This window comes from Halomonas sp. DP5Y7-2 (assembly GCF_019802025.1).
GTDB classification, from domain to species: Bacteria; Pseudomonadota; Gammaproteobacteria; order Pseudomonadales; family Halomonadaceae; genus Halomonas; species Halomonas litopenaei_A.
This window is the reverse complement of sequence record NZ_JAHVHY010000009.1, coordinates 183,911-200,506: the sequence shown is the minus strand read 5'-3', so window position 1 is coordinate 200,506 and position 16,596 is coordinate 183,911. Positions and strand designations below refer to the sequence as shown.

Sequence of the window (16,596 nt, the reverse complement as noted above, 5' to 3'; positions counted from 1 at the left end):
TATCGTTATGTTTCGGCGCTTACGTTGCATATCTACGTTGGCTTGCGAAGCACTATTGAGACCCTCGCGAAGCATGATCTACATCGATCCAGCAAGACCTACCCCGGCGTGACATCTTCCACCCAGTAATAAAGCCCCCGTTCTTCCCGAACCAGCAGTACTCTCATCCCATGCTTGAGTGGCGCTACGGCCCTGACATTCACGGTCAAATCGACACCTTCCCGGCTGACCCTAGCCCGCCCTCGACAGCTATCCCTGGCCAGTCCTGTCACCACAGCGCTCAAGCCTTCCATGCAGTGTTCTTGATGGTGCTGATACAAGGTCGCAAATACGGGGCGCAGCCATCGCGCCAGCATGACGGCAAGCAGATAACCGGCCACGACGGAAATGACCAGGATTCCCAGCGAGATCATCATCCACCCGCCTGAGGACCACTGATAGGAGATAGCTGACAGCTGAAGCACGTAGCTACTTAGCCAGGAAAACAGGGACAGCAGTGTCACCGTCATGGGCAACGGGACGCCATGCAGACCTAACGTCGCCAACAGGCCGGACAGATCAAACGCCCCTTCCGCATCGATGTCGACCAGGTCCGTCATGTCGCCATCCATAAAACCCAATAGAGTAATCAGCCAATACAGCACTGACACCATCAGAAGTATCGTGAACAGCAATGTAGGGAAATTAAATGCAACAATAAAAAAACGAGACACTCCGGACATTACGGATACCCAGCTGCGGTGTACGTCGATCCCACTTTCACAAGAAGATGACGCTAACACCTCCCTCTTAGGGACGGCATAGCCATAGTCCTACAAGCTTCTCGATTTCAAAAATTCATAAAAAAGGCACGGAGATACACCCGCGCCCGAGTGACACATCACGGGAACAACCTAAACAAATGAACTCTGAAACATCAGGCAGCCTGTCGTTGCCTTCTCTCGTTACAGGGCAACGCCCGTGCCAGGCCTTCCAAGCACACACCTTGGCGTCGAGATACCCGGGCCACATAGTGCCTGGCCCAGGCCATGAACAAGAGAAGCAGCGGAGAGCACACGAAAAGAAGGGAAAGACGTGCAACAAGCAGAGCAGCGCACGGCGGCCAACATCACTACCTGCGTCACACCTTGGCAGGCAGCGCCGCCTTCATCGGGCCACAGCGCATCGTCCACAGGACCACAGGATTACAGGACCACAGGGAGATCCTACGCCACCGCCCGTCGCCGATGGCGTAGGACGAGAGCATAGCGCTGCGGCTATCGCAGCCAGATGACGCTGGCCATGCGCCCCGTCACGCCGTCATCGCGGCGGTGAGAGTAGAAACGGGATTCACAGGCAGTGCAGAAGTGCCCTCCACTGACGTGAGCGACACCCAGGCGCTCCAGTCGCAACCTCGCCAGCCGGTAAAGATCCGCCATGTAGTGACCCAGTCGATACGGGCTGGGCTCAAACGCACTGGAGGCTTCAGGGTGCACACCACAGAACGCCTCCCGTACTTCAGGACCCACCTCGAACTGGGCGTTCGAGATGGCAGGTCCCAGCCAAGCCAGCAGTTCGCCGGCGGGGCTCCCCAGCGAGGCGACAGTAGCTTCCAGCACGCCGCCTGCCAGGCTGCGCCAGCCGGCGTGGGCGACCGCGACGCGCTCACCACTCCGGTCGCAGAAAAAGACCGGCAGGCAGTCGGCCGTCATTACCACACAGGCATAGTCCCGAGTCGTCGCCACCGCCGCATCGGCCTTGGGCGTCTCATCGCACCAACCGTGCTGCACACTGGCGCCATGGACCTGGTCCAGCCACAGCAGGGGCCGCTCATCGCCAATTTCCTTGCCCAGCTGGCGTCGGCAGAGACTGACGTGCTCCGGCTTGTCGCCTACATGACTGGCGGTGTTGAAAGCGGCATAGGGGCCCTGGCTGGGCCCACTCTCGCGAGTGGTGACAAAGGCGCCCACATTCGCCGGTGCCGGCCAGTCTGGCAGGATAACGCTGGGGCGAAGATCAAGGGCGTCTGTCATTGCATGGTCTCCGCATCAACGCGCAGATAATCCAGCAGCATCAGCAAGTCATCCGGCAGCGCGGCGTGGAAACTGACCTCCTCGCCATGGCGGGGATGCACAAAGGCCAAGCGGCGAGCGTGCAATGCTTGGCGAGGAAACTCACGCAGAATTTCCTTCAATGTCTGGCCCGCCCCCGGTGGCAGCTTGAGTCGACCGCCGTAAACCGGATCACCGATCAGCGGAAAACGCCGGTGGGCCATATGCACCCGAATCTGGTGGGTACGGCCGGTCTCCAGCTTGCAGCGCACATGACTGTGGGCGCGGAAGCGCTCGACGACCCGATAGTGGGTCACCGCCGGCTTGCCCGATGCGGTGACCGCCTGGCGCTTGCGATCCTTGGGATGACGTCCGATCGGGGCATCAACCGTTCCACCGGAGGTCATCTTGCCCACCACGATGGCGTCGTACTCCCGCGATACCGTGCGGGCCTGCAGCTGCGCCACCAGGTCCGCGTGGGCGGCCAGGGTCTTGGCCACCACCATCAATCCGCTGGTGTCCTTGTCGAGGCGATGCACGATACCCGCCCGGGGCAATGTCGCGGCATCAGGAAAGTGATGCAGCAGTGCGTTCAGCAGGGTGCCGTCAGGGTTCCCCGCAGCCGGATGAACCACCAGTCCCGGCGGCTTGTTGACCACCAGTACATCATCGTCCTCGTAGACCACATCCAGTGGGATGTCTTCGGCCTCAAAGCGCGTATCGTCGGCGATATGCGCCGTCAACGACAGCCTTTCGCCGCCGTGCACCTTGTCCTTTGGCCTGGCAGTCGCGCCATCCAGGGTCAAGGAGCCATCCTTGATCCAGCCCTTGAGGCGCTCCCGGGAAAAGTCGGAGAACAGCTCAGCCGCGGCCTGGTCGAGGCGAAAGCCTGCCATCTCAAGGGGAATGCGGTGGTGAACATCGAGGGTCTGGGACATAGGTGCGGACGACGTCTCTTGGCATGAAAGTCAATGGAACCAGTGGTTCGCCTGCGCCCAAAGCGTGTTCCGAAGTGCAGGAGGACTGCGTTTCAGGACAAGGTGCTTTATAGTGGGCGGATCGCGGCCGATTCTACCACGGCCGACCCGGGTTGTTTGACACGAGGACCAAGATGCGCGTTTTCACTATTTCCGCTACTCGCCTGGGCGCCCTGGTGTTGATGGGCGCGGTGCTCGGCGGCTGCGCCAGCAACGACGTCGAAGAAGAGCGCTACGACGGCGCTACCGAGCGCCAGCTCTATCAGGAGGGCCGCGAGGCGTTGGAAAATGGCAGTTTCACCACCGCCATGAACCGCCTGGAGGCGATCGATACCCGCTTCCCCTTCGGCGACTATGCCGAGCAGGCCCAGCTTGAGCTGATCTACACGTACTACGAAACGGACGATTGGGAGGGCACTCGTGCCGCCGCCAGTCGCTTCATTCGTCTGCACCCCAATCACCCCCAGGTCGACTATGCCTACTACATGCGAGGCCTGGCCGCCTGGCAGGCAGGTCGCTTCAGTCTTGAGTCGCTGAAAGTCATCGACATCTCCGAGCGTGACCTTGGGGCCACCCGAGATGCCTATACCGATTTCACTGACCTGACCAACCGCTACCCCGACAGCCAGTACGCACCCGATGCTCGTCAACGCATCATCTATTTGCGTAACCTGCTGGCCCAGCACGAGCTCCACGTGGCTGACTTCTATCTGCGCAAGAAGGCTTACATGGCGGCAGTCCAGCGCGGCCGCTGGGTCATCGAGAACTACCCCCAGGCAGAAGCGACCCGTGACGCCCTGGCGGTCATGGTCGAAGGCTACCTGGGCATGGGTATGCGCGATCGCGCCAGCGAGACCCTGCAGGTGCTGCTCGAGAACGACCCCGACAACGAGCGCCTCGATGGTCGCCGCTTCGAACCCAAGTACGTGGACGAAGCACCGCTCAGCGCCTGATCACGATACAAGCGCGGATTACGCTGGAAAAAGGGGCTGCTGACGCAGCCCCTTTTCTTGATGGTGACGTCTTGCGGTCACAGCGCAGCCTCTGGCCAGCGCCCTCTTCTGGCCAGAGCACCCTCTACGGAACAGCGCCGCTATCGTGACCGACCGCTACCCGGCGGCCTCTGGTGTGTGGGCCGCGACGCCACCACGCTTGAACCGCTTGCGCCGTTGAAGGCCCCAGTAGGCGAACGTGAAGTACACCAGCGTGCACCAGATGGTCACGTCGTAGAACAGCTCGCGATTCACGTAGTATTCGTAGAGATCCGGGCTATCGAACATGACTCGCCAGGCCAAGACGGCGGGCACGATCAAACCTACCCCGCACCAGATGACGACAATGCCCTTGGACAGCCAGGTCTTGTCCTCGATCCTCTGGCGATGCTTCTCCGCCGCCTTGCGTTCATGGCGTTCAGCCACCCGCTGATGGAAGTCTTCCAGCGCGCGCTGCTGCTCTGGATAGGCCTCACAGGCCCCTGCCCGCCGCGCGAGAACGACATAGATCAGGATGGAGACACACCAGGTAGGGAGAAACAGATAGTAGAACGGCATGATATCCAGCACGTTCAGTCCCACACCAAAGGCCAGCGAAAGAAGCCAACTGGCAATGGCTGGACGATTGTCTGCCAGCCCCTTGAAGCTGGCCCAGTATGACGTCATGCCAAGCCGCGGGAACAGCTGGTACTCGGCAAAGGCAATCCCGCCTACGGGCACCAGTATCAGGCCCGCATAGGTCAGCAAGGGCAGCATGCTGCGGTAGACGAACGGGAAACAGCTCGCCCCCATGACGCCTAAGCCTACCAGCATGGTCACTTTCCAGCGCTTGACCTCAGGCATCAAGGCTTGAGCTGCCAGGCCTGCTCGGTACAAGTTCGAATTGGCGGTCGTCCACCCCGCCACGACCACGATGACGAAACCGGAAAGTCCGAGCGCATAGAAAGCCACATCGCCGGGATCCACCACCATGATGCTGAGCTTCATGGTAGCCGCGGTCGCCGCCCCCATGAGCCCGGCCGAGATCCAGGCAACGTAGTGACCGAACATCATGCCTGTACAGGTGGCCAGACCGTAGCGCACCTTGCGTGCATAACGCAGAAGCGCCATATCGATCAGTCCGAAGTGCGCAAAGGTGTTGGCCGCCCATGCAAAACCGATGACCTCCCAGAGACCGATACCTGGCTCGCCTTCAGCGTTGACGCCGGTGAACACGCTGGCACTGGCAATGGCAATGAAATCAGAGACACTGGTGAGTGTCGTGAAGCCCGTCACCGACTCCGCCAGCGCTGGAATCAGCACCATGCCCCCGGCGGTAAACATGACCATCAGCCAGGGGGCACAGATACTGGCAAACTCGCTTAGCGCGTTGAAGCCAAACGCTGCCACCAGCACCACGATCGCCCCTACGGCAAAGGCAATCAGCACAAAAGCCACGTCCGTAGGGTAGGGAGCCACTTGCGGAGGCACATCGAACAGCACGCGTACTGCGGTCGCTGACACCGTGATCATGGCCGCCGAGATGGCCGAGAAGATCACCACATTGGCGCCATTGTAGAGCTTGGCCATGACATTACCGGCGATCCGCTCCAGATAGGCAAACAGGCTCAATCGCGTGCCTACCGCGATCGGGGCCGTAATCAGCGTGAAGCTCAACACCGCCAACGTATTGCCGATGATCAAGCCGATCAGGATGTCCCATATTCCTGCCCCCAGGCCGACAAAGGTGGCGCCTATCACGAACTCCGTCGCGGCGACGTGTTCCGCCGCATAGAGCCCTAGAAAGTGTCTGGCACCATGCTGCTTGTGAGGCGACACCGGCAGCTGCTCATCGTCGATGCGCTCCAGCGGCTGATGGGGGTTGAACCCGGATGAAGCCATGGCAATCTCCTTGTCCCGGCGCAGGACACTACGCCTGGTATCACGAGGCAGTGGGCGGCCTGGCGCTAGCTTCACGCCGGCAAATGACGCCCACAGCCGATGCATCATTGATCGGCAAAGCGGGCCTGCTCGGCCACCTTCTGGGTTACCCACTGCGCGTTTTCCAGCGCCTCATCGACCGTTATCTCGCCTGCCAGCGCCTTCGCGAAGCGATTGCCTACCGCCGTGGCGATACCAGGAAAGGCAGCAATCGCCACGTACTGGATGCCACGATACGGCACTGGCTCCACCGTCGGGTTCCCAGGATCTGCGGCTGTCAGCGATTCCAGCACCATGTCACTGTATGGCGCTGCGGCCTGATAGTGGGGATTGGCATAGAGGGAGCGGCGAGTACCGGGAGGGACCTGAGCCCACCCTTCATCCTCGGCGACCTGACGTTGGAAGTCTGCCGAGGTGGCCCAGGCGATGAAACGCTTTGCCGCGTCGCTACTAGTGGAGCTCGACGGTATTGCTAGCGCCCATGCCCACAGCCAGTTGGCTCGCTTGCCCAACCCCTGCTGTGGCGCCAGTGCAAACCCCACCCGATCGGCCACCATTGACTCTCGTGGGTTGGTGACGGCGGACGCCGCGACCGTAGCATCCACCCAGATCGCGCACTTGCCCTGCTGAAACAGCGCCAGGTTGTCATTGAAGCCCAGTTGTTCCGGGTTCGGTGGGCCATACTCCCACAGCAACGATAGGTATTGGTCCAGGGCGTCACGCCAGGCGGCCGTCGCCAACTGCGGGACCCACTGCATGTCGAACCAGCGGCCACCATAGGCGTTCGCCATCGCCGTCAACAGCGCCATGTTTTCGCCCCAGCCCGGCTTGCCCCTGAGGCAAATGCCGTAGTGCTCATCAGGGTCATGCAACGCAGCGGCAGCCCGGGCGATGAACTCCCAGCTCGGTGACTCGACCATGCTCAACCCGGCTTCGGCGAAAAGATCCTCGCGATACAGGGTAAATGCCGACTCCGCATAGAATGGAGCAGCATAAAGCTGCCCCTGGAACGACAGCGCTTCACGCACTGTGGGCAGTAGATCATCCACCTGGTAGCTGGCTGGCAGGTCGTCAAGGGGAAGCAGCCACCCTCGCTCGGCCCAGATCGCTGCCTCGTAGGTACCAATGGTCACGATGTCAAAGCGCCCCCCCGCAGTGGCGATATCCGTCGTCACATGCTGACGCAGAGTGTTTTCATCCAGCGCCACCCACTGCAACTCGATATCTGAATTCGCGGCGGTAAAGCCCTCACTGAGCTGTTGCATGCGGACCATGTCACGGTTGCCCACCGTGGCGATGGTCAAGGCACTGATCGGCGACGATTCAGCGAGCGCCGCCCCCGTGCTTAACACGCATGTCAGGCTGCCTGTTACCAACACGGTTCTGAGCAACATGGCACCTCCTAAAGTTGCCTTTAACAAACACCTATTAAGCAAACTTAGCAGGCTCCGCCGGATACACACTCCGTAACTGTGCAGCTATGCACACAACCAACAACGCCCTGCAATGGTCCGAAGCGACCGTCGCAGGGCGTGCGGGTAACGACTGGAGGGGAGAAGGATCAGCGGCCAGGTTGCCAGCCGTTGACAATGGGATAGCGGCGGTCGCGGCCAAATCCGCGCTGGGTCACGCGTACTCCGACCGGTGCCTGTCGGCGCTTGTACTCACAGCGGTCCACCAGCTTGACCACCTTGTACACATCCTCGGCACTGTACCCTGCCGCGATGATGGCTTCGGCACTCATGTCACCCTCGATATAGCGCACCAGAATGGCATCCAGGGTGTCGTAGTCAGGTAGCGAGTCACTGTCCTGCTGGTCCGGCGCCAGCTCCGCGGAGGGCGGACGATCGATCACGCGCTCGGGGATGACCAGGTTTTCGGTGTTGCGCCAGCGTGCCAGGCGATACACCCACGTCTTGTAGACGTCCTTGATCGCGTTGTAGCCCCCCACCATGTCGCCATAGAGAGTGGCGTAACCCACCGCCATTTCACTCTTGTTGCCGGTCGTCAGGACCATCAGTCCCTTCTTGTTCGACAGTGCCATCAACAGCACGCCGCGACAGCGTGACTGCAGGTTTTCCTCGGTGGTATCCCGCTCGGTCCCTTCGAAGCTCTCGGCCAGAGTGTCCATGAAGGCTTCGACCATGGGCGCGATGGGCATGACCTCGTAGCTGACGCCGAGAAGTCGGGCCTGTTCGGCGGCATCTTCCTTGGAGATATCGGCGGTGTAGTGATACGGCATCATCACCGCGTGCACCCGCTGAGGCCCCAGTGCATCAACCGCGATGGCCAACGACAGCGCCGAATCGATACCACCGGAGAGGCCCAGTACCACCCCCTGGAAACCGCTCTTGTTGACGTAGTCTCTCAGCCCGGTGACCAGCGCACTGTAAAGGTCTTCTTCTGGCGCCACGTCGAGGTCTACCTCCCCCTGACGCGGTGACCAGCGACCCTTTTCGTGAGAAAAATGAACAGGGCTCAGCCAGATGTCCCAGTGGGGAGCCTGGACGGCGAGGCTGCCATCGGCGTCGACGCAGCAAGAGCCACCGTCAAACACCAGCTCATCCTGGCCGCCGATCTGGTTGACGTACACCAGCGGCAATCCCGCGTCGCGTGCGCGCTGCTCGAGCAGTGCCAGGCGCTCCGCTGGCTTGTTCTGGTGATAGGGTGAAGCATTCAACGTCACCAGGATGTCAGCACCGGCAGCACGAGTCGCCTGGATCGGCGCTTCCTGCCAGATGTCCTCACAGATCAGGACCCCCAGCTTTGCCCCTTTATGCTCGATCACCAAGGGGCTCGTACCGGCAGTAAAGTAGCGCTGCTCGTCGAAGACCTGGTAGTTGGGCAGCGCCTGCTTGGCGTATTCATCCAGCCACTGTCCGTTGTAGAGGACGCCCGCCATATTGTAGAGCGCGCCTTCGCGACGTCCGGGATAGCCAACGATGACCATCACGTCGCGCACCATCTTGGCGGCCATGCGTGCGCGAGCTTCACGCAATCGCGTCTCCATGGAGGGGCGCAGCAAGAGGTCTTCGGGGGGATAGCCGGTCAGAAAAAGTTCCGGCAGAACAACCACGTCAGCGCCGTGCTCGAGGTAGGCCTCCCGCACGGTCTCGATCGCCCGGTCGGCATTGCCGGGGATGTCGCCCACCAGGGGATCGAGCTGCGCCATCACCAGAGTCAGGTCTTGCATGAGCGAAGAAATCTCTCGAAAATCGATAGGGTCAACCCATTGTCCCGCAAGGGCCGCCAAGTGGCAAAGGCCGCCGCTCATCGAGGGCCGCCTCCCCACCGGGAGTAAGGATGAACCTATTGATTATCCGTCTGCTGATCTTTGCCGTGGTGTTTTTCGCCGGGCTCAAGCTGTATCGCATGTACCGCGAATGGAAGCTCGAGCAACAAGACCACGGCCCGAGCACACAGCAGGGCGGAAAAATGGTCCGCTGCAGCTGGTGCAACGTGCATCTGCCGGAACAGGACGCCCTGCGTGCGCAGGGACAGTGGTTCTGCTGTGGCGAACATCGTGACAAGTCCCTGGCAGAGCACGAGGACAAGGGCAGCGACGACTAGGCCTCGGGGGCCAGCCTGTCATTGCTCCAGCCGGCCTTCCAGGGCATAGGCGGAGGGCTCGATAATGGGCCGGCGTCCCAGCATCTGGTCGACCAGCAGCCGCGTAGACGCCGGAGCCAGCACCAGGCCATTACGATAATGCCCGGCATTGACGTGCAGGTTGTCCCAGCCGGGGGCTCTGCCGATGAAGGGCACCCCATCGGGCGACCCCGGGCGCAGCCCCGCCCACTGATGTTCTACCTCGCAGCTTGCCAGCGCAGGGATGATCCCGGTGGCAGACTGCCACAGTGATTGCCGGGCCTGCTCATCGACTCCCTTGTCGAACCCGGCTTCCTCCAGCGTCGAGCCTGCCAGCACGCGACCATCACCCCGGGGAATCACGTAGCGCCCGTCCATCAACACCACCCGCTCCACCATGCCAGGCGGCGCCTTGAACAGCAGCATCTGGCCCTTGACCGGCCGCACCGGCAGGCTGAGATCCGCCAGCTTGGCCAGCTGGGCGGACCATGCACCCGCACAGATCACTACCTGGTCAGCGCCGACGTCTCCCTGGTCCGTGGCTACCGAGGTGACGCGCTGGCCCTGCCGGTTGAGCCCTGTGACCGACGTCTGCTCGGCAAAGGTCACGCCAGGCATGCTTGAAAGCCTCGTCTTGAGCGAACGCATCAAGCGCGGGTTGCGAATACTGCCCAGCGTTGGCATCCACAGGGCGTCCTCGACATCCTGACGCACCTGAGGCTCCTTGGCGCGAATCACCTCCGCCCCTACCCGAGACAGCGGCTTGCCGACTCCCCTGGCCCACGCCAAGGCGCGTGTTTCATCTTCGACACGCAGGTAGAGAAGCCCCTTCTGACGGTATTCTGGATCTACCCCTGTCTCTTCGAGCAGGCGCAGCGACAGCTCGGGATAGGCGCCCTCGGACCAGCTCGCCAACTGGGAAACAGGGTCGCTATAGCGCCATGGGTAAAGCGGCGAGACGATCCCTCCTCCCGCCCAGGAGGCTTCTCTCCCACATTGCCCGCGGTCGATTACCGTGATGCTGTAGCCAGCATCTGCCAACTGCAGGGCCGTCATCAGCCCAATCACGCCACCGCCGATCACCACAAACTCGCTCAAAACACGCCTCCCACCTGTCTACCCCACTATCGAGAACTACACTCGGAACAACACCAACACGACCAGCACCGCTTCAACGCCATCATCACCTTTGTCGTCATCCCCAAGGGCATGACGCCGGGCGCGACGGAGGTCTGCCCGTTCATTTCGCCAGCATTGGCGGCAGCGAAGGGAGATTGCCATGGACGACGACCGATCTGCTGCGCAGCGTCCTTGCCTCCAAAGACCTCAGTCGGGTGCGACCCTGCTGGAATTGCTGCTGGTCATCGCCATTATCGGCATGCTGAGCGCGGTGGCCGTGCCGGGCTATCGCGCGATGATCGCTCGCCAGCATATCGCCAGCGACGTTGCACGGCTACAGGACGCCCTGGCGCTGACCCGCAGTACCGCGATTGTGCGTGCCTCCCAGGTCACCCTGTGTCCTAGTGCTGATGGCGTACACTGCGGTACTGACTGGACAGGAAAGCTGTTGATCAAGGCAGGAGCTCCGAACTGGGGTGGCGCCACACTGCGAGTGTTCCCCCCAAGCCTGCTGCCGCGCATTCGCTTTCGCGAGGACCACAAGCCCGTCAGGTTCTTGGCCAATGGACGGGCCAGCGGGCACAACGGGACCTTTGAGCTGTGCACAAACGATCGGCGTCATGTGCGCCTGGTACTCAGCAATTTCGGCCGCCTGCGCAGCGAGACTCACTCCACAACGACGCCCTGCCTCGAAGGCTAGGCGGATCGATTCAGCCACAGGGTACCATCGGCACTCTCACCACCACCGAGCTCCGGCTCTACCCTCACGTTGTGATCGACAATCACGGTCCCCGCCGACACCAACGCCCCTTGCACCTCGAACGTCGCATTATCCACATCACCGTGAATGGAAATACCGTTCGCCCAGACGCTGCCGTCCAGGATAACGCCACCCTGACCATTCAGCGTGACCTGCCCCGTCGCCACCACATCACAGCCATAGCTGCCGGAAGGCAGCGTCATGGTCACCGCTCCATCCACGATCACCGTATCCAGATCAGCATGGGCGGACAGGTCCATGGTGCCGTCAAAGCCCCTGTCGCTATCACACAGCACGGTGTGATTCTGATACGCACAGCCACTCGCATCAAACGGCACCCCCTCAAAGGCCGCGAACACTTCATCCATGTAGGGTCTCGGATCGAGCGACGGAGCGGGCTGCCCTGGCGACGGCGCAGTGTTCCAGCACATCTGCACATCGTTCGGACCATAGTTAACGAAGGGGCCCGCCGACACGGTGTCACAGCCATCCGGGAGCGCGGGAACGGGACTTGCGCCACCGTCCCCTTTCGATGCGGCAATAATGACACCGTGCAATGCCAGATGATGGGATCCATCCTCGACGTAGCCCACGACAAGACGAGCCGCACTTCCCTCATGATCGCAAGGGGACCACCGGTAGCCAACGCCAGGCTGATTCGGCAGGGCACCCGCCTCTCGCCAGGAGGGCCCCCACCCTCCTGCCATCACCTGCTGCTCCAACACCTGGCAGGTTTCTTCGGTAGCGGACAGGGTCATATCGAGATCTTGCATCACCTCGGCAGCGCCCCAGTCGGCGGCCATCTGTGCTTGAGCCATGGCTCGCATATTGCCCGCAAGACGTTCGTCGACCACGGAGGACTGGACCGCTGCCATGGCAATCACCGAGGCGATGGCCACCAGCGACAGCACCACCAGAAGCACCGCCCCACGCTGTCTGTCGCACATCGAACATCTGTTCATGGCGAGCCCTCCAGCGACGCCATGGCGGTCTGGCGATTTACCACGTGCAACGACAAGGGCACGGGACTGTGAGGCAGGCTCAGCGTGATGCGATAGAGCCCCTCACCAAGCGACTCCAGCACGGGATCCTGGTCACAGTGACCGCTATCGGCCAGGCCATCGACCAGGGGCTCACCGCTCAGCGCATCGTGCAGGGTGCAGCCTTCGCCATCGAGCGAAGGCCTGAGCACGTAGCTGTCTACGTCAGCCGCCCCGCGCCGCACCGCGGCGGTCACGGTATCCAACGCATAGCTGATCACTGCCTGACGATCGGCGAGTCGCAAGACCGTATTGGCGCTGACATTGGCCTCATGAAACAGGTTCCCCGCGGCAAGGATGACCAGGCTCCCCACCAGCATGGCCACCATCAGCTCGACCAGTGACACGCCACGCTGCGCGCCCAAGCGGATAGCGAGGTGCCCGCGCCCCAGCCCGCTCATAGGTGATCCCTGGCCGGCAACTTGACCCAATAATCGAACACGCTGGGATCGGAGAAGCGTTCGTCCTGCCAGCGAATCGATATCTTGAAGGCGCAGTCTTCGGCAGGCTCGATCGACTGATCGGCGTCGGCAAGCCCCGGTAGAAAGGGCGCCCAATGCTGGTGCCACTGATGTGAGCGAAGGCTTTGCGCAGCATCGGGAGGACACTCGCCGTCTAGCGCCGTCATGCTCGCCCACAGCAGCTCCCTGGCATCCTGGGCGGCCAGGTCGGCGAGAGACCGCTGAATGCTGGAGTGCGCCCCCTGGAGGCTGCGCAGCTGCAGCCCTGCAATACCCAGCAAGCCAACTGACAGCAGCAGCAGGGCCACCAGTGCCTCAAGCAGGGAAAAGCCACGTTGCCTCGCTGGCGTACTCATACGGCCCGCTCTCCCGCCCCAGAGCGTACGATGCCGCTGGGCTCCACGCGGATCCAGCGGCGCTCGCCTGCAGGCGAGCTCAGCCACAGCCGGCATGGTGGCTCGAAATGACACTGGTCAAGCCGCCCCATGAGGTCAAAGGTGACGTCACCGGCGGTCAGGGTCGTACCATCGGTACGTGAGCTTTGCTCGATCATCAGCGCTGGTTCGCCGTGACTGGCGGACACGGGACAGCCCTCAGCAGCGCTGTTGCCTGCCAGCACCTCCAGTCGCCAGTGACCGCTGCATTCCTGCACTCGTACTGTCACATTCTGACGGCGAGTCAGGGCCGTCGTCCGTGCCAGGGTCAAGGCGCCCACCAGCTGGTTGGCATCGGCGACCAGACGCTCATGCCGCAACCACTGGTGCAGATTGGGCACCGCCACCGTCGCCATCAGCGCGACCACCGCCAAGCCCAGGACCAGCTCCATCAAGGTCATCCCTCGCTGGCGGCGACTACCAGCACTCATTCGGTGCACGCTCCCCGGTCTGGTCCATGGTCAGGCTGTCGCATCCGCCCTTGACCGAGTGGGCATCCACCGCCCGGGCCTCAAGAAAGAAGCGACCCGGATAACGCTCCACGGTCAGCAGATAGAAACCTGACGCCGAGGGCGTGGCCAGGCCATCGCAGGCGGGCGCATCATACGCCTGGTCACGGGTGTAGCAGCGCTCCAATGAAGAGGCCGCGGTCAACAACAGCGCGCGGCCATCGGCGACCCGGCTCTCCCGCAGGTGTTCGGTGTACATCGGGTATGCCACCGATGCCAACAGGCCCAGGATGGCGACACACAGCAGCAATTCCAGCAGCGTAAAGCCCGCCTGGCCTCGCCGCCCCCCTGCTGCCGTCTGCCGTCCTGACGAAGGCCGGGAGCCAGCGCAACGGCGGCTACCTGCTGTGCGCCTTTGGCGATCCCCCACGCATGCACCACGCCTGGCTGGCGGCTGCAGTCTTACCATCATCAGGCATCTCCGGCTCGTTTTCGCCCCAAGTATGTCCCAGTGGGACGGCCAAAGGCAGGCGCTGGATCAAGGATCTGTCACAGAGCAACGAATAGGCACAGAATCCTGGTCATCCCGAGCCTTGAATGCAAAAACGCCGCCCTGTGACAGGCGGCGCTTTCGTATCGGTGCTTTCTTATCGACGCATTCTTGTCGGCGTGAAGCTCAACGCTCGCAAGGGGTCTTGCTCGAAGACTAGTCGCTGACGATAACCCGGTCACGCAGCTCTCGGGGCATCGAGAAGGTAATCGTTTCTTCACGCCCCGCCAGTTCCTCGGGCGCTTCGGCTCCCAGTTCGATCAGCCGGTCGATCACACCCTTGACCAGCACTTCGGGGGCACTGGCCCCGGCCGTAACGCCGACGGAAGTCACGCCGTCGACCCACGCCGGATCAATTTGCTCGGCATTGTCGATAAGGTAGGCGGCGGTGCCCACACGCTCGGAAAGCTCCCGCAGTCGATTGGAATTGGAGCTGTTCGGACTACCCACCACCAACACCAGATCTGTTGCCGCGGCCAGTTCCCTCACCGCATCCTGACGATTCTGGGTGGCGTAGCAGATATCGTCCTTGCGCGGGCCTTGAATCTCGGGGAAGGTCGCACGCAAGGCGTCAATCACGCGAGCGGTGTCATCCATGGAGAGGGTCGTCTGGGTGACGAAGGCGAGCCGACTGGGATCCTTGACCTCCAGCCGAGCGACGTCATCCTCATCCTCCACGAGGTAGATCTGGCCACCATAGGAAACATCATAACGTCCCATGGTCCCTTCCACTTCAGGGTGGCCCTCGTGGCCGATCAAGATGCACTCTTGCCCACGGCGGGCATAGCGAAGCACCTCCATATGCACCTTGGTCACCAATGGGCAGGTGGCATCAAACACCTTCAACCCGCGCTGCTCGGCTTCCTCTTGCACCGCTCGCGATACACCATGGGCGGAAAAGATCACGATGACATCATCGGGCACTTCATGCAGCTCTTCGACGAAGACCGCGCCGCGCTCACGCAGGCTATCGACCACAAAGCGGTTGTGGACCACTTCATGACGCACATAGATCGGCGGTCCGAACACATCCAGCGCGCTGTTGACGATATCGATGGCCCGGTCGACGCCGGCACAGAAGCCGCGGGGATTGGCCAACTTGATTTGCATGGTCTGCCTTGCCTTGGCGCCTTCTAGGCGTCTGATTGAGCGGTGGTTTAGCAAATGAATACACTGCTGGTGGATCAGGCTCTCACCCGCTGGGCCTCGCCTGACACACCCAGAGACGCAGGCCTGTCAGTGCGTCGTGGCGGGTTTGACGCCCAGTACCTCGACCTCGAAGGTCAGGGTGCGTCCTGCCAGCGGATGGTTGAAGTCCACTTCCACCATGTCTCCATCCAGCTCGGTGATGACACCGGGAAGCTCGTCACCGTTGACGTCGGCAAACGACATCACGGTGCCCACTTCGGGCTCATCGCCGTTGAACACATCGCGCTTCATACGCTGAATATTCTGCGGATTGTGCTGGCCAAAGGCATGCTCGGGGCTGACCTCGAAGCTGCCGCTGTCGCCATCTGTCATGCCCTTCAGCGGTTGCTCGAAACCGGGTGGCAGGTTGCCGTCGCCCAGCTGAAAGGTAGCTGGACTCTTGTCGCGGGTGCTGTCCACCACGGTGCCATCTTCCAGCTTGAGGGTGAAGTGCAGAGTGACTTCCATGCCCTCGTCGATACGGTAGTCGCTCATGGGATCTCCAAAAGAGTGACAGGCCGGCAGGGATCGGTAACGCCCCCGCCGGCAAAGGAGGGGTTAGCCGCGCCGGGCGCGTCGACGTTCGCCGAAGATGGACTCCCAGATCAGGCCGATGGCCCCCAGGGTAATACCGATATCGGCCACGTTGAAGGCCGGGTAGTACCAGCCCGCCACATGGAACGACAGAAAGTCGACCACGTAGCCATGCACCAGCCGATCGTAAAGGTTGCCCAGGGCGCCCCCGATGATCAGCGCCAGGCAAGCTCCCAGCAGCTTTTCATCCTGGCGCAGCCGCTTCATCCAGATGGTCAGGCCGACGGTGGCCGCCACCGCAATGGCGGCAAACAGCCAGCGCTGCCAGCCTGGGTGGTCAGCCAGGAAGCTGAAGGCGGCACCAGTGTTGTGCAGCAACGTCAGGTTGAAGAACGGCAGCACTTCAACCGGCGTAGCGTAGCTCAGGGACTGGCTCATCAGCGCCTTGGTTCCAAGGTCGAGCACGATCCAGACCAACGCCAGCCACCACCAGCGCAGCGGCTGCTTCATCGGTTGCACCTGAGAACTCATCGCGTCCTTTGCCTCCTTGGCAG

The 16,596-nt window shown here is 61.9% G+C and carries 18 protein-coding genes; 3 read left to right on the top strand and 15 right to left on the bottom strand.

The genetic code is table 11. The annotated features are described in order from the left end of the window. Nucleotides 1-98: 98 nt before the first annotated feature. The 3 genes from KUW18_RS17940 to rluD form a co-directional block, all read right to left on the bottom strand. Nucleotides 99-599, bottom strand: coding sequence for a hypothetical protein (locus KUW18_RS17940; protein ID WP_206943973.1), 501 nt, complete (start codon nt 597-599; stop codon nt 99-101). A 657-nt stretch (nt 600-1,256) separates the two neighbouring features. Continuing rightward, the gene (pgeF, locus tag KUW18_RS17935) at nt 1,257-2,012 is read right to left on the bottom strand and encodes a peptidoglycan editing factor PgeF (protein WP_206943974.1); all 756 of its coding nucleotides are present in this window, start codon (nt 2,010-2,012) and stop codon (nt 1,257-1,259) included. Continuing rightward, nucleotides 2,009-2,968, bottom strand: coding sequence for a 23S rRNA pseudouridine(1911/1915/1917) synthase RluD (rluD, locus tag KUW18_RS17930; RefSeq protein WP_222239137.1), 960 nt, complete (start codon nt 2,966-2,968; stop codon nt 2,009-2,011). The genes pgeF and rluD overlap by 4 nt, the downstream gene beginning before the upstream one ends. Before the next feature lie 173 nt (nt 2,969-3,141). Here rluD and KUW18_RS17925 point away from each other — a divergent pair, with 173 nt between their 5' ends. Then, nucleotides 3,142-3,960, top strand: coding sequence for an outer membrane protein assembly factor BamD (locus KUW18_RS17925; protein ID WP_206943977.1), 819 nt, complete (start codon nt 3,142-3,144; stop codon nt 3,958-3,960). 156 nt (nt 3,961-4,116) lie between these two features. On the opposite strand, the gene KUW18_RS17920 is transcribed toward KUW18_RS17925, so the two are convergent. From KUW18_RS17920 to KUW18_RS17910, 3 genes are all read right to left on the bottom strand, one after another. Beyond that, on the bottom strand, nt 4,117-5,880 hold the full coding sequence (locus tag KUW18_RS17920; protein ID WP_206943979.1) for a purine-cytosine permease family protein: 1,764 nt from the start codon (nt 5,878-5,880) through the stop codon (nt 4,117-4,119). Between the two features lie 104 nt (nt 5,881-5,984). After that, entirely contained in the window at nt 5,985-7,313 is a 1,329-nt protein-coding gene (locus tag KUW18_RS17915; RefSeq protein WP_222562032.1) for an ABC transporter substrate-binding protein, read from the bottom strand. A 167-nt stretch (nt 7,314-7,480) separates the two neighbouring features. Beyond that, entirely contained in the window at nt 7,481-9,112 is a 1,632-nt protein-coding gene (locus KUW18_RS17910; protein WP_222562031.1) for an NAD+ synthase, read from the bottom strand. A gap of 110 nt (nt 9,113-9,222) precedes the next feature. Here KUW18_RS17910 and KUW18_RS17905 point away from each other — a divergent pair, with 110 nt between their 5' ends. Then, nucleotides 9,223-9,489 (top strand): PP0621 family protein, encoded by a 267-nt coding sequence (locus KUW18_RS17905; protein WP_222483729.1) that lies wholly within the window; start codon nt 9,223-9,225, stop codon nt 9,487-9,489. Nucleotides 9,490-9,507: 18 nt separating this feature from the next. On the opposite strand, the gene thiO is transcribed toward KUW18_RS17905, so the two are convergent. After that, nucleotides 9,508-10,605: a glycine oxidase ThiO gene (gene thiO / locus KUW18_RS17900; protein ID WP_222562030.1), complete on the bottom strand. Its 1,098-nt coding sequence runs from the start codon at nt 10,603-10,605 to the stop codon at nt 9,508-9,510. 181 nt (nt 10,606-10,786) lie between these two features. On the opposite strand from thiO, the gene KUW18_RS17895 reads away from it, so the two are divergent. Continuing rightward, a complete protein-coding gene (locus KUW18_RS17895; protein WP_222239146.1) occupies nt 10,787-11,326 on the top strand; it encodes a GspH/FimT family pseudopilin in 540 nt (179 codons plus the stop codon). On the opposite strand, the gene KUW18_RS17890 is transcribed toward KUW18_RS17895, so the two are convergent. The 8 genes from KUW18_RS17890 to lspA all read right to left on the bottom strand — a co-directional run bounded on the left by KUW18_RS17890 (nt 11,323) and on the right by lspA (nt 16,573). After that, nucleotides 11,323-12,348 (bottom strand): PilX N-terminal domain-containing pilus assembly protein, encoded by a 1,026-nt coding sequence (locus KUW18_RS17890; protein WP_222562029.1) that lies wholly within the window; start codon nt 12,346-12,348, stop codon nt 11,323-11,325. The two genes, KUW18_RS17895 and KUW18_RS17890, sit on opposite strands and share 4 nt — an antisense overlap. Further along, nucleotides 12,345-12,827, bottom strand: coding sequence for a PilW family protein (locus tag KUW18_RS17885; protein WP_222483735.1), 483 nt, complete (start codon nt 12,825-12,827; stop codon nt 12,345-12,347). The genes KUW18_RS17890 and KUW18_RS17885 overlap by 4 nt, the downstream gene beginning before the upstream one ends. Continuing rightward, nucleotides 12,824-13,243, bottom strand: a complete 420-nt coding sequence (pilV, locus tag KUW18_RS17880; RefSeq protein ID WP_222562028.1) for a type IV pilus modification protein PilV — start codon at nt 13,241-13,243, stop codon at nt 12,824-12,826. Before pilV ends, KUW18_RS17885 begins: the two co-directional genes overlap by 4 nt. Next, the gene (locus KUW18_RS17875; protein WP_222562027.1) at nt 13,240-13,752 is read right to left on the bottom strand and encodes a prepilin-type N-terminal cleavage/methylation domain-containing protein; all 513 of its coding nucleotides are present in this window, start codon (nt 13,750-13,752) and stop codon (nt 13,240-13,242) included. The genes pilV and KUW18_RS17875 overlap by 4 nt, the downstream gene beginning before the upstream one ends. Beyond that, nucleotides 13,739-14,242 carry a type IV pilin protein gene (locus KUW18_RS17870; protein ID WP_206943992.1) on the bottom strand — a complete coding sequence of 168 codons (504 nt, stop codon included), beginning with the start codon at nt 14,240-14,242 and terminating at the stop codon, nt 13,739-13,741. Before KUW18_RS17870 ends, KUW18_RS17875 begins: the two co-directional genes overlap by 14 nt. 234 nt (nt 14,243-14,476) lie before the next feature. Beyond that, entirely contained in the window at nt 14,477-15,430 is a 954-nt protein-coding gene (ispH, locus tag KUW18_RS17865; protein ID WP_206943993.1) for a 4-hydroxy-3-methylbut-2-enyl diphosphate reductase, read from the bottom strand. A 126-nt stretch (nt 15,431-15,556) separates the two neighbouring features. Then, entirely contained in the window at nt 15,557-16,003 is a 447-nt protein-coding gene (gene fkpB, locus KUW18_RS17860) for an FKBP-type peptidyl-prolyl cis-trans isomerase (RefSeq protein WP_206943994.1), read from the bottom strand. A 63-nt stretch (nt 16,004-16,066) separates the two neighbouring features. Further along, nucleotides 16,067-16,573: a signal peptidase II gene (gene lspA / locus KUW18_RS17855; protein ID WP_224852145.1), complete on the bottom strand. Its 507-nt coding sequence runs from the start codon at nt 16,571-16,573 to the stop codon at nt 16,067-16,069. Nucleotides 16,574-16,596: the final 23 nt, after the last annotated feature.

Excerpts from the sequence above, each read along its gene's own strand:
- KUW18_RS17940 (WP_206943973.1), bottom strand. The coding sequence starts at position 599 with ATGACGGACCTGGTCGACATCGATGCGGAAGGGGCGTTTGATCTGTCC.
- pgeF (WP_206943974.1), bottom strand. The coding sequence starts at position 2,012 with ATGACAGACGCCCTTGATCTTCGCCCCAGCGTTATCCTGCCAGACTGG.
- rluD (WP_222239137.1), bottom strand. The coding sequence starts at position 2,968 with ATGTCCCAGACCCTCGATGTTCACCACCGCATTCCCCTTGAGATGGCA.
- KUW18_RS17925 (WP_206943977.1), top strand. The coding sequence starts at position 3,142 with ATGCGCGTTTTCACTATTTCCGCTACTCGCCTGGGCGCCCTGGTGTTG.
- KUW18_RS17920 (WP_206943979.1), bottom strand. The coding sequence starts at position 5,880 with ATGGCTTCATCCGGGTTCAACCCCCATCAGCCGCTGGAGCGCATCGAC.
- KUW18_RS17915 (WP_222562032.1), bottom strand. The coding sequence starts at position 7,313 with ATGTTGCTCAGAACCGTGTTGGTAACAGGCAGCCTGACATGCGTGTTA.
- KUW18_RS17910 (WP_222562031.1), bottom strand. The coding sequence starts at position 9,112 with ATGCAAGACCTGACTCTGGTGATGGCGCAGCTCGATCCCCTGGTGGGC.
- KUW18_RS17905 (WP_222483729.1), top strand. The coding sequence starts at position 9,223 with ATGAACCTATTGATTATCCGTCTGCTGATCTTTGCCGTGGTGTTTTTC.
- KUW18_RS17895 (WP_222239146.1), top strand. The coding sequence starts at position 10,787 with ATGGACGACGACCGATCTGCTGCGCAGCGTCCTTGCCTCCAAAGACCT.
- KUW18_RS17890 (WP_222562029.1), bottom strand. The coding sequence starts at position 12,348 with ATGAACAGATGTTCGATGTGCGACAGACAGCGTGGGGCGGTGCTTCTG.
- KUW18_RS17885 (WP_222483735.1), bottom strand. The coding sequence starts at position 12,827 with ATGAGCGGGCTGGGGCGCGGGCACCTCGCTATCCGCTTGGGCGCGCAG.
- pilV (WP_222562028.1), bottom strand. The coding sequence starts at position 13,243 with ATGAGTACGCCAGCGAGGCAACGTGGCTTTTCCCTGCTTGAGGCACTG.
- KUW18_RS17875 (WP_222562027.1), bottom strand. The coding sequence starts at position 13,752 with ATGAGTGCTGGTAGTCGCCGCCAGCGAGGGATGACCTTGATGGAGCTG.
- KUW18_RS17870 (WP_206943992.1), bottom strand. The coding sequence starts at position 14,242 with ATGATGGTAAGACTGCAGCCGCCAGCCAGGCGTGGTGCATGCGTGGGG.
- ispH (WP_206943993.1), bottom strand. The coding sequence starts at position 15,430 with ATGCAAATCAAGTTGGCCAATCCCCGCGGCTTCTGTGCCGGCGTCGAC.
- fkpB (WP_206943994.1), bottom strand. The coding sequence starts at position 16,003 with ATGAGCGACTACCGTATCGACGAGGGCATGGAAGTCACTCTGCACTTC.
- lspA (WP_224852145.1), bottom strand. The coding sequence starts at position 16,573 with ATGAGTTCTCAGGTGCAACCGATGAAGCAGCCGCTGCGCTGGTGGTGG.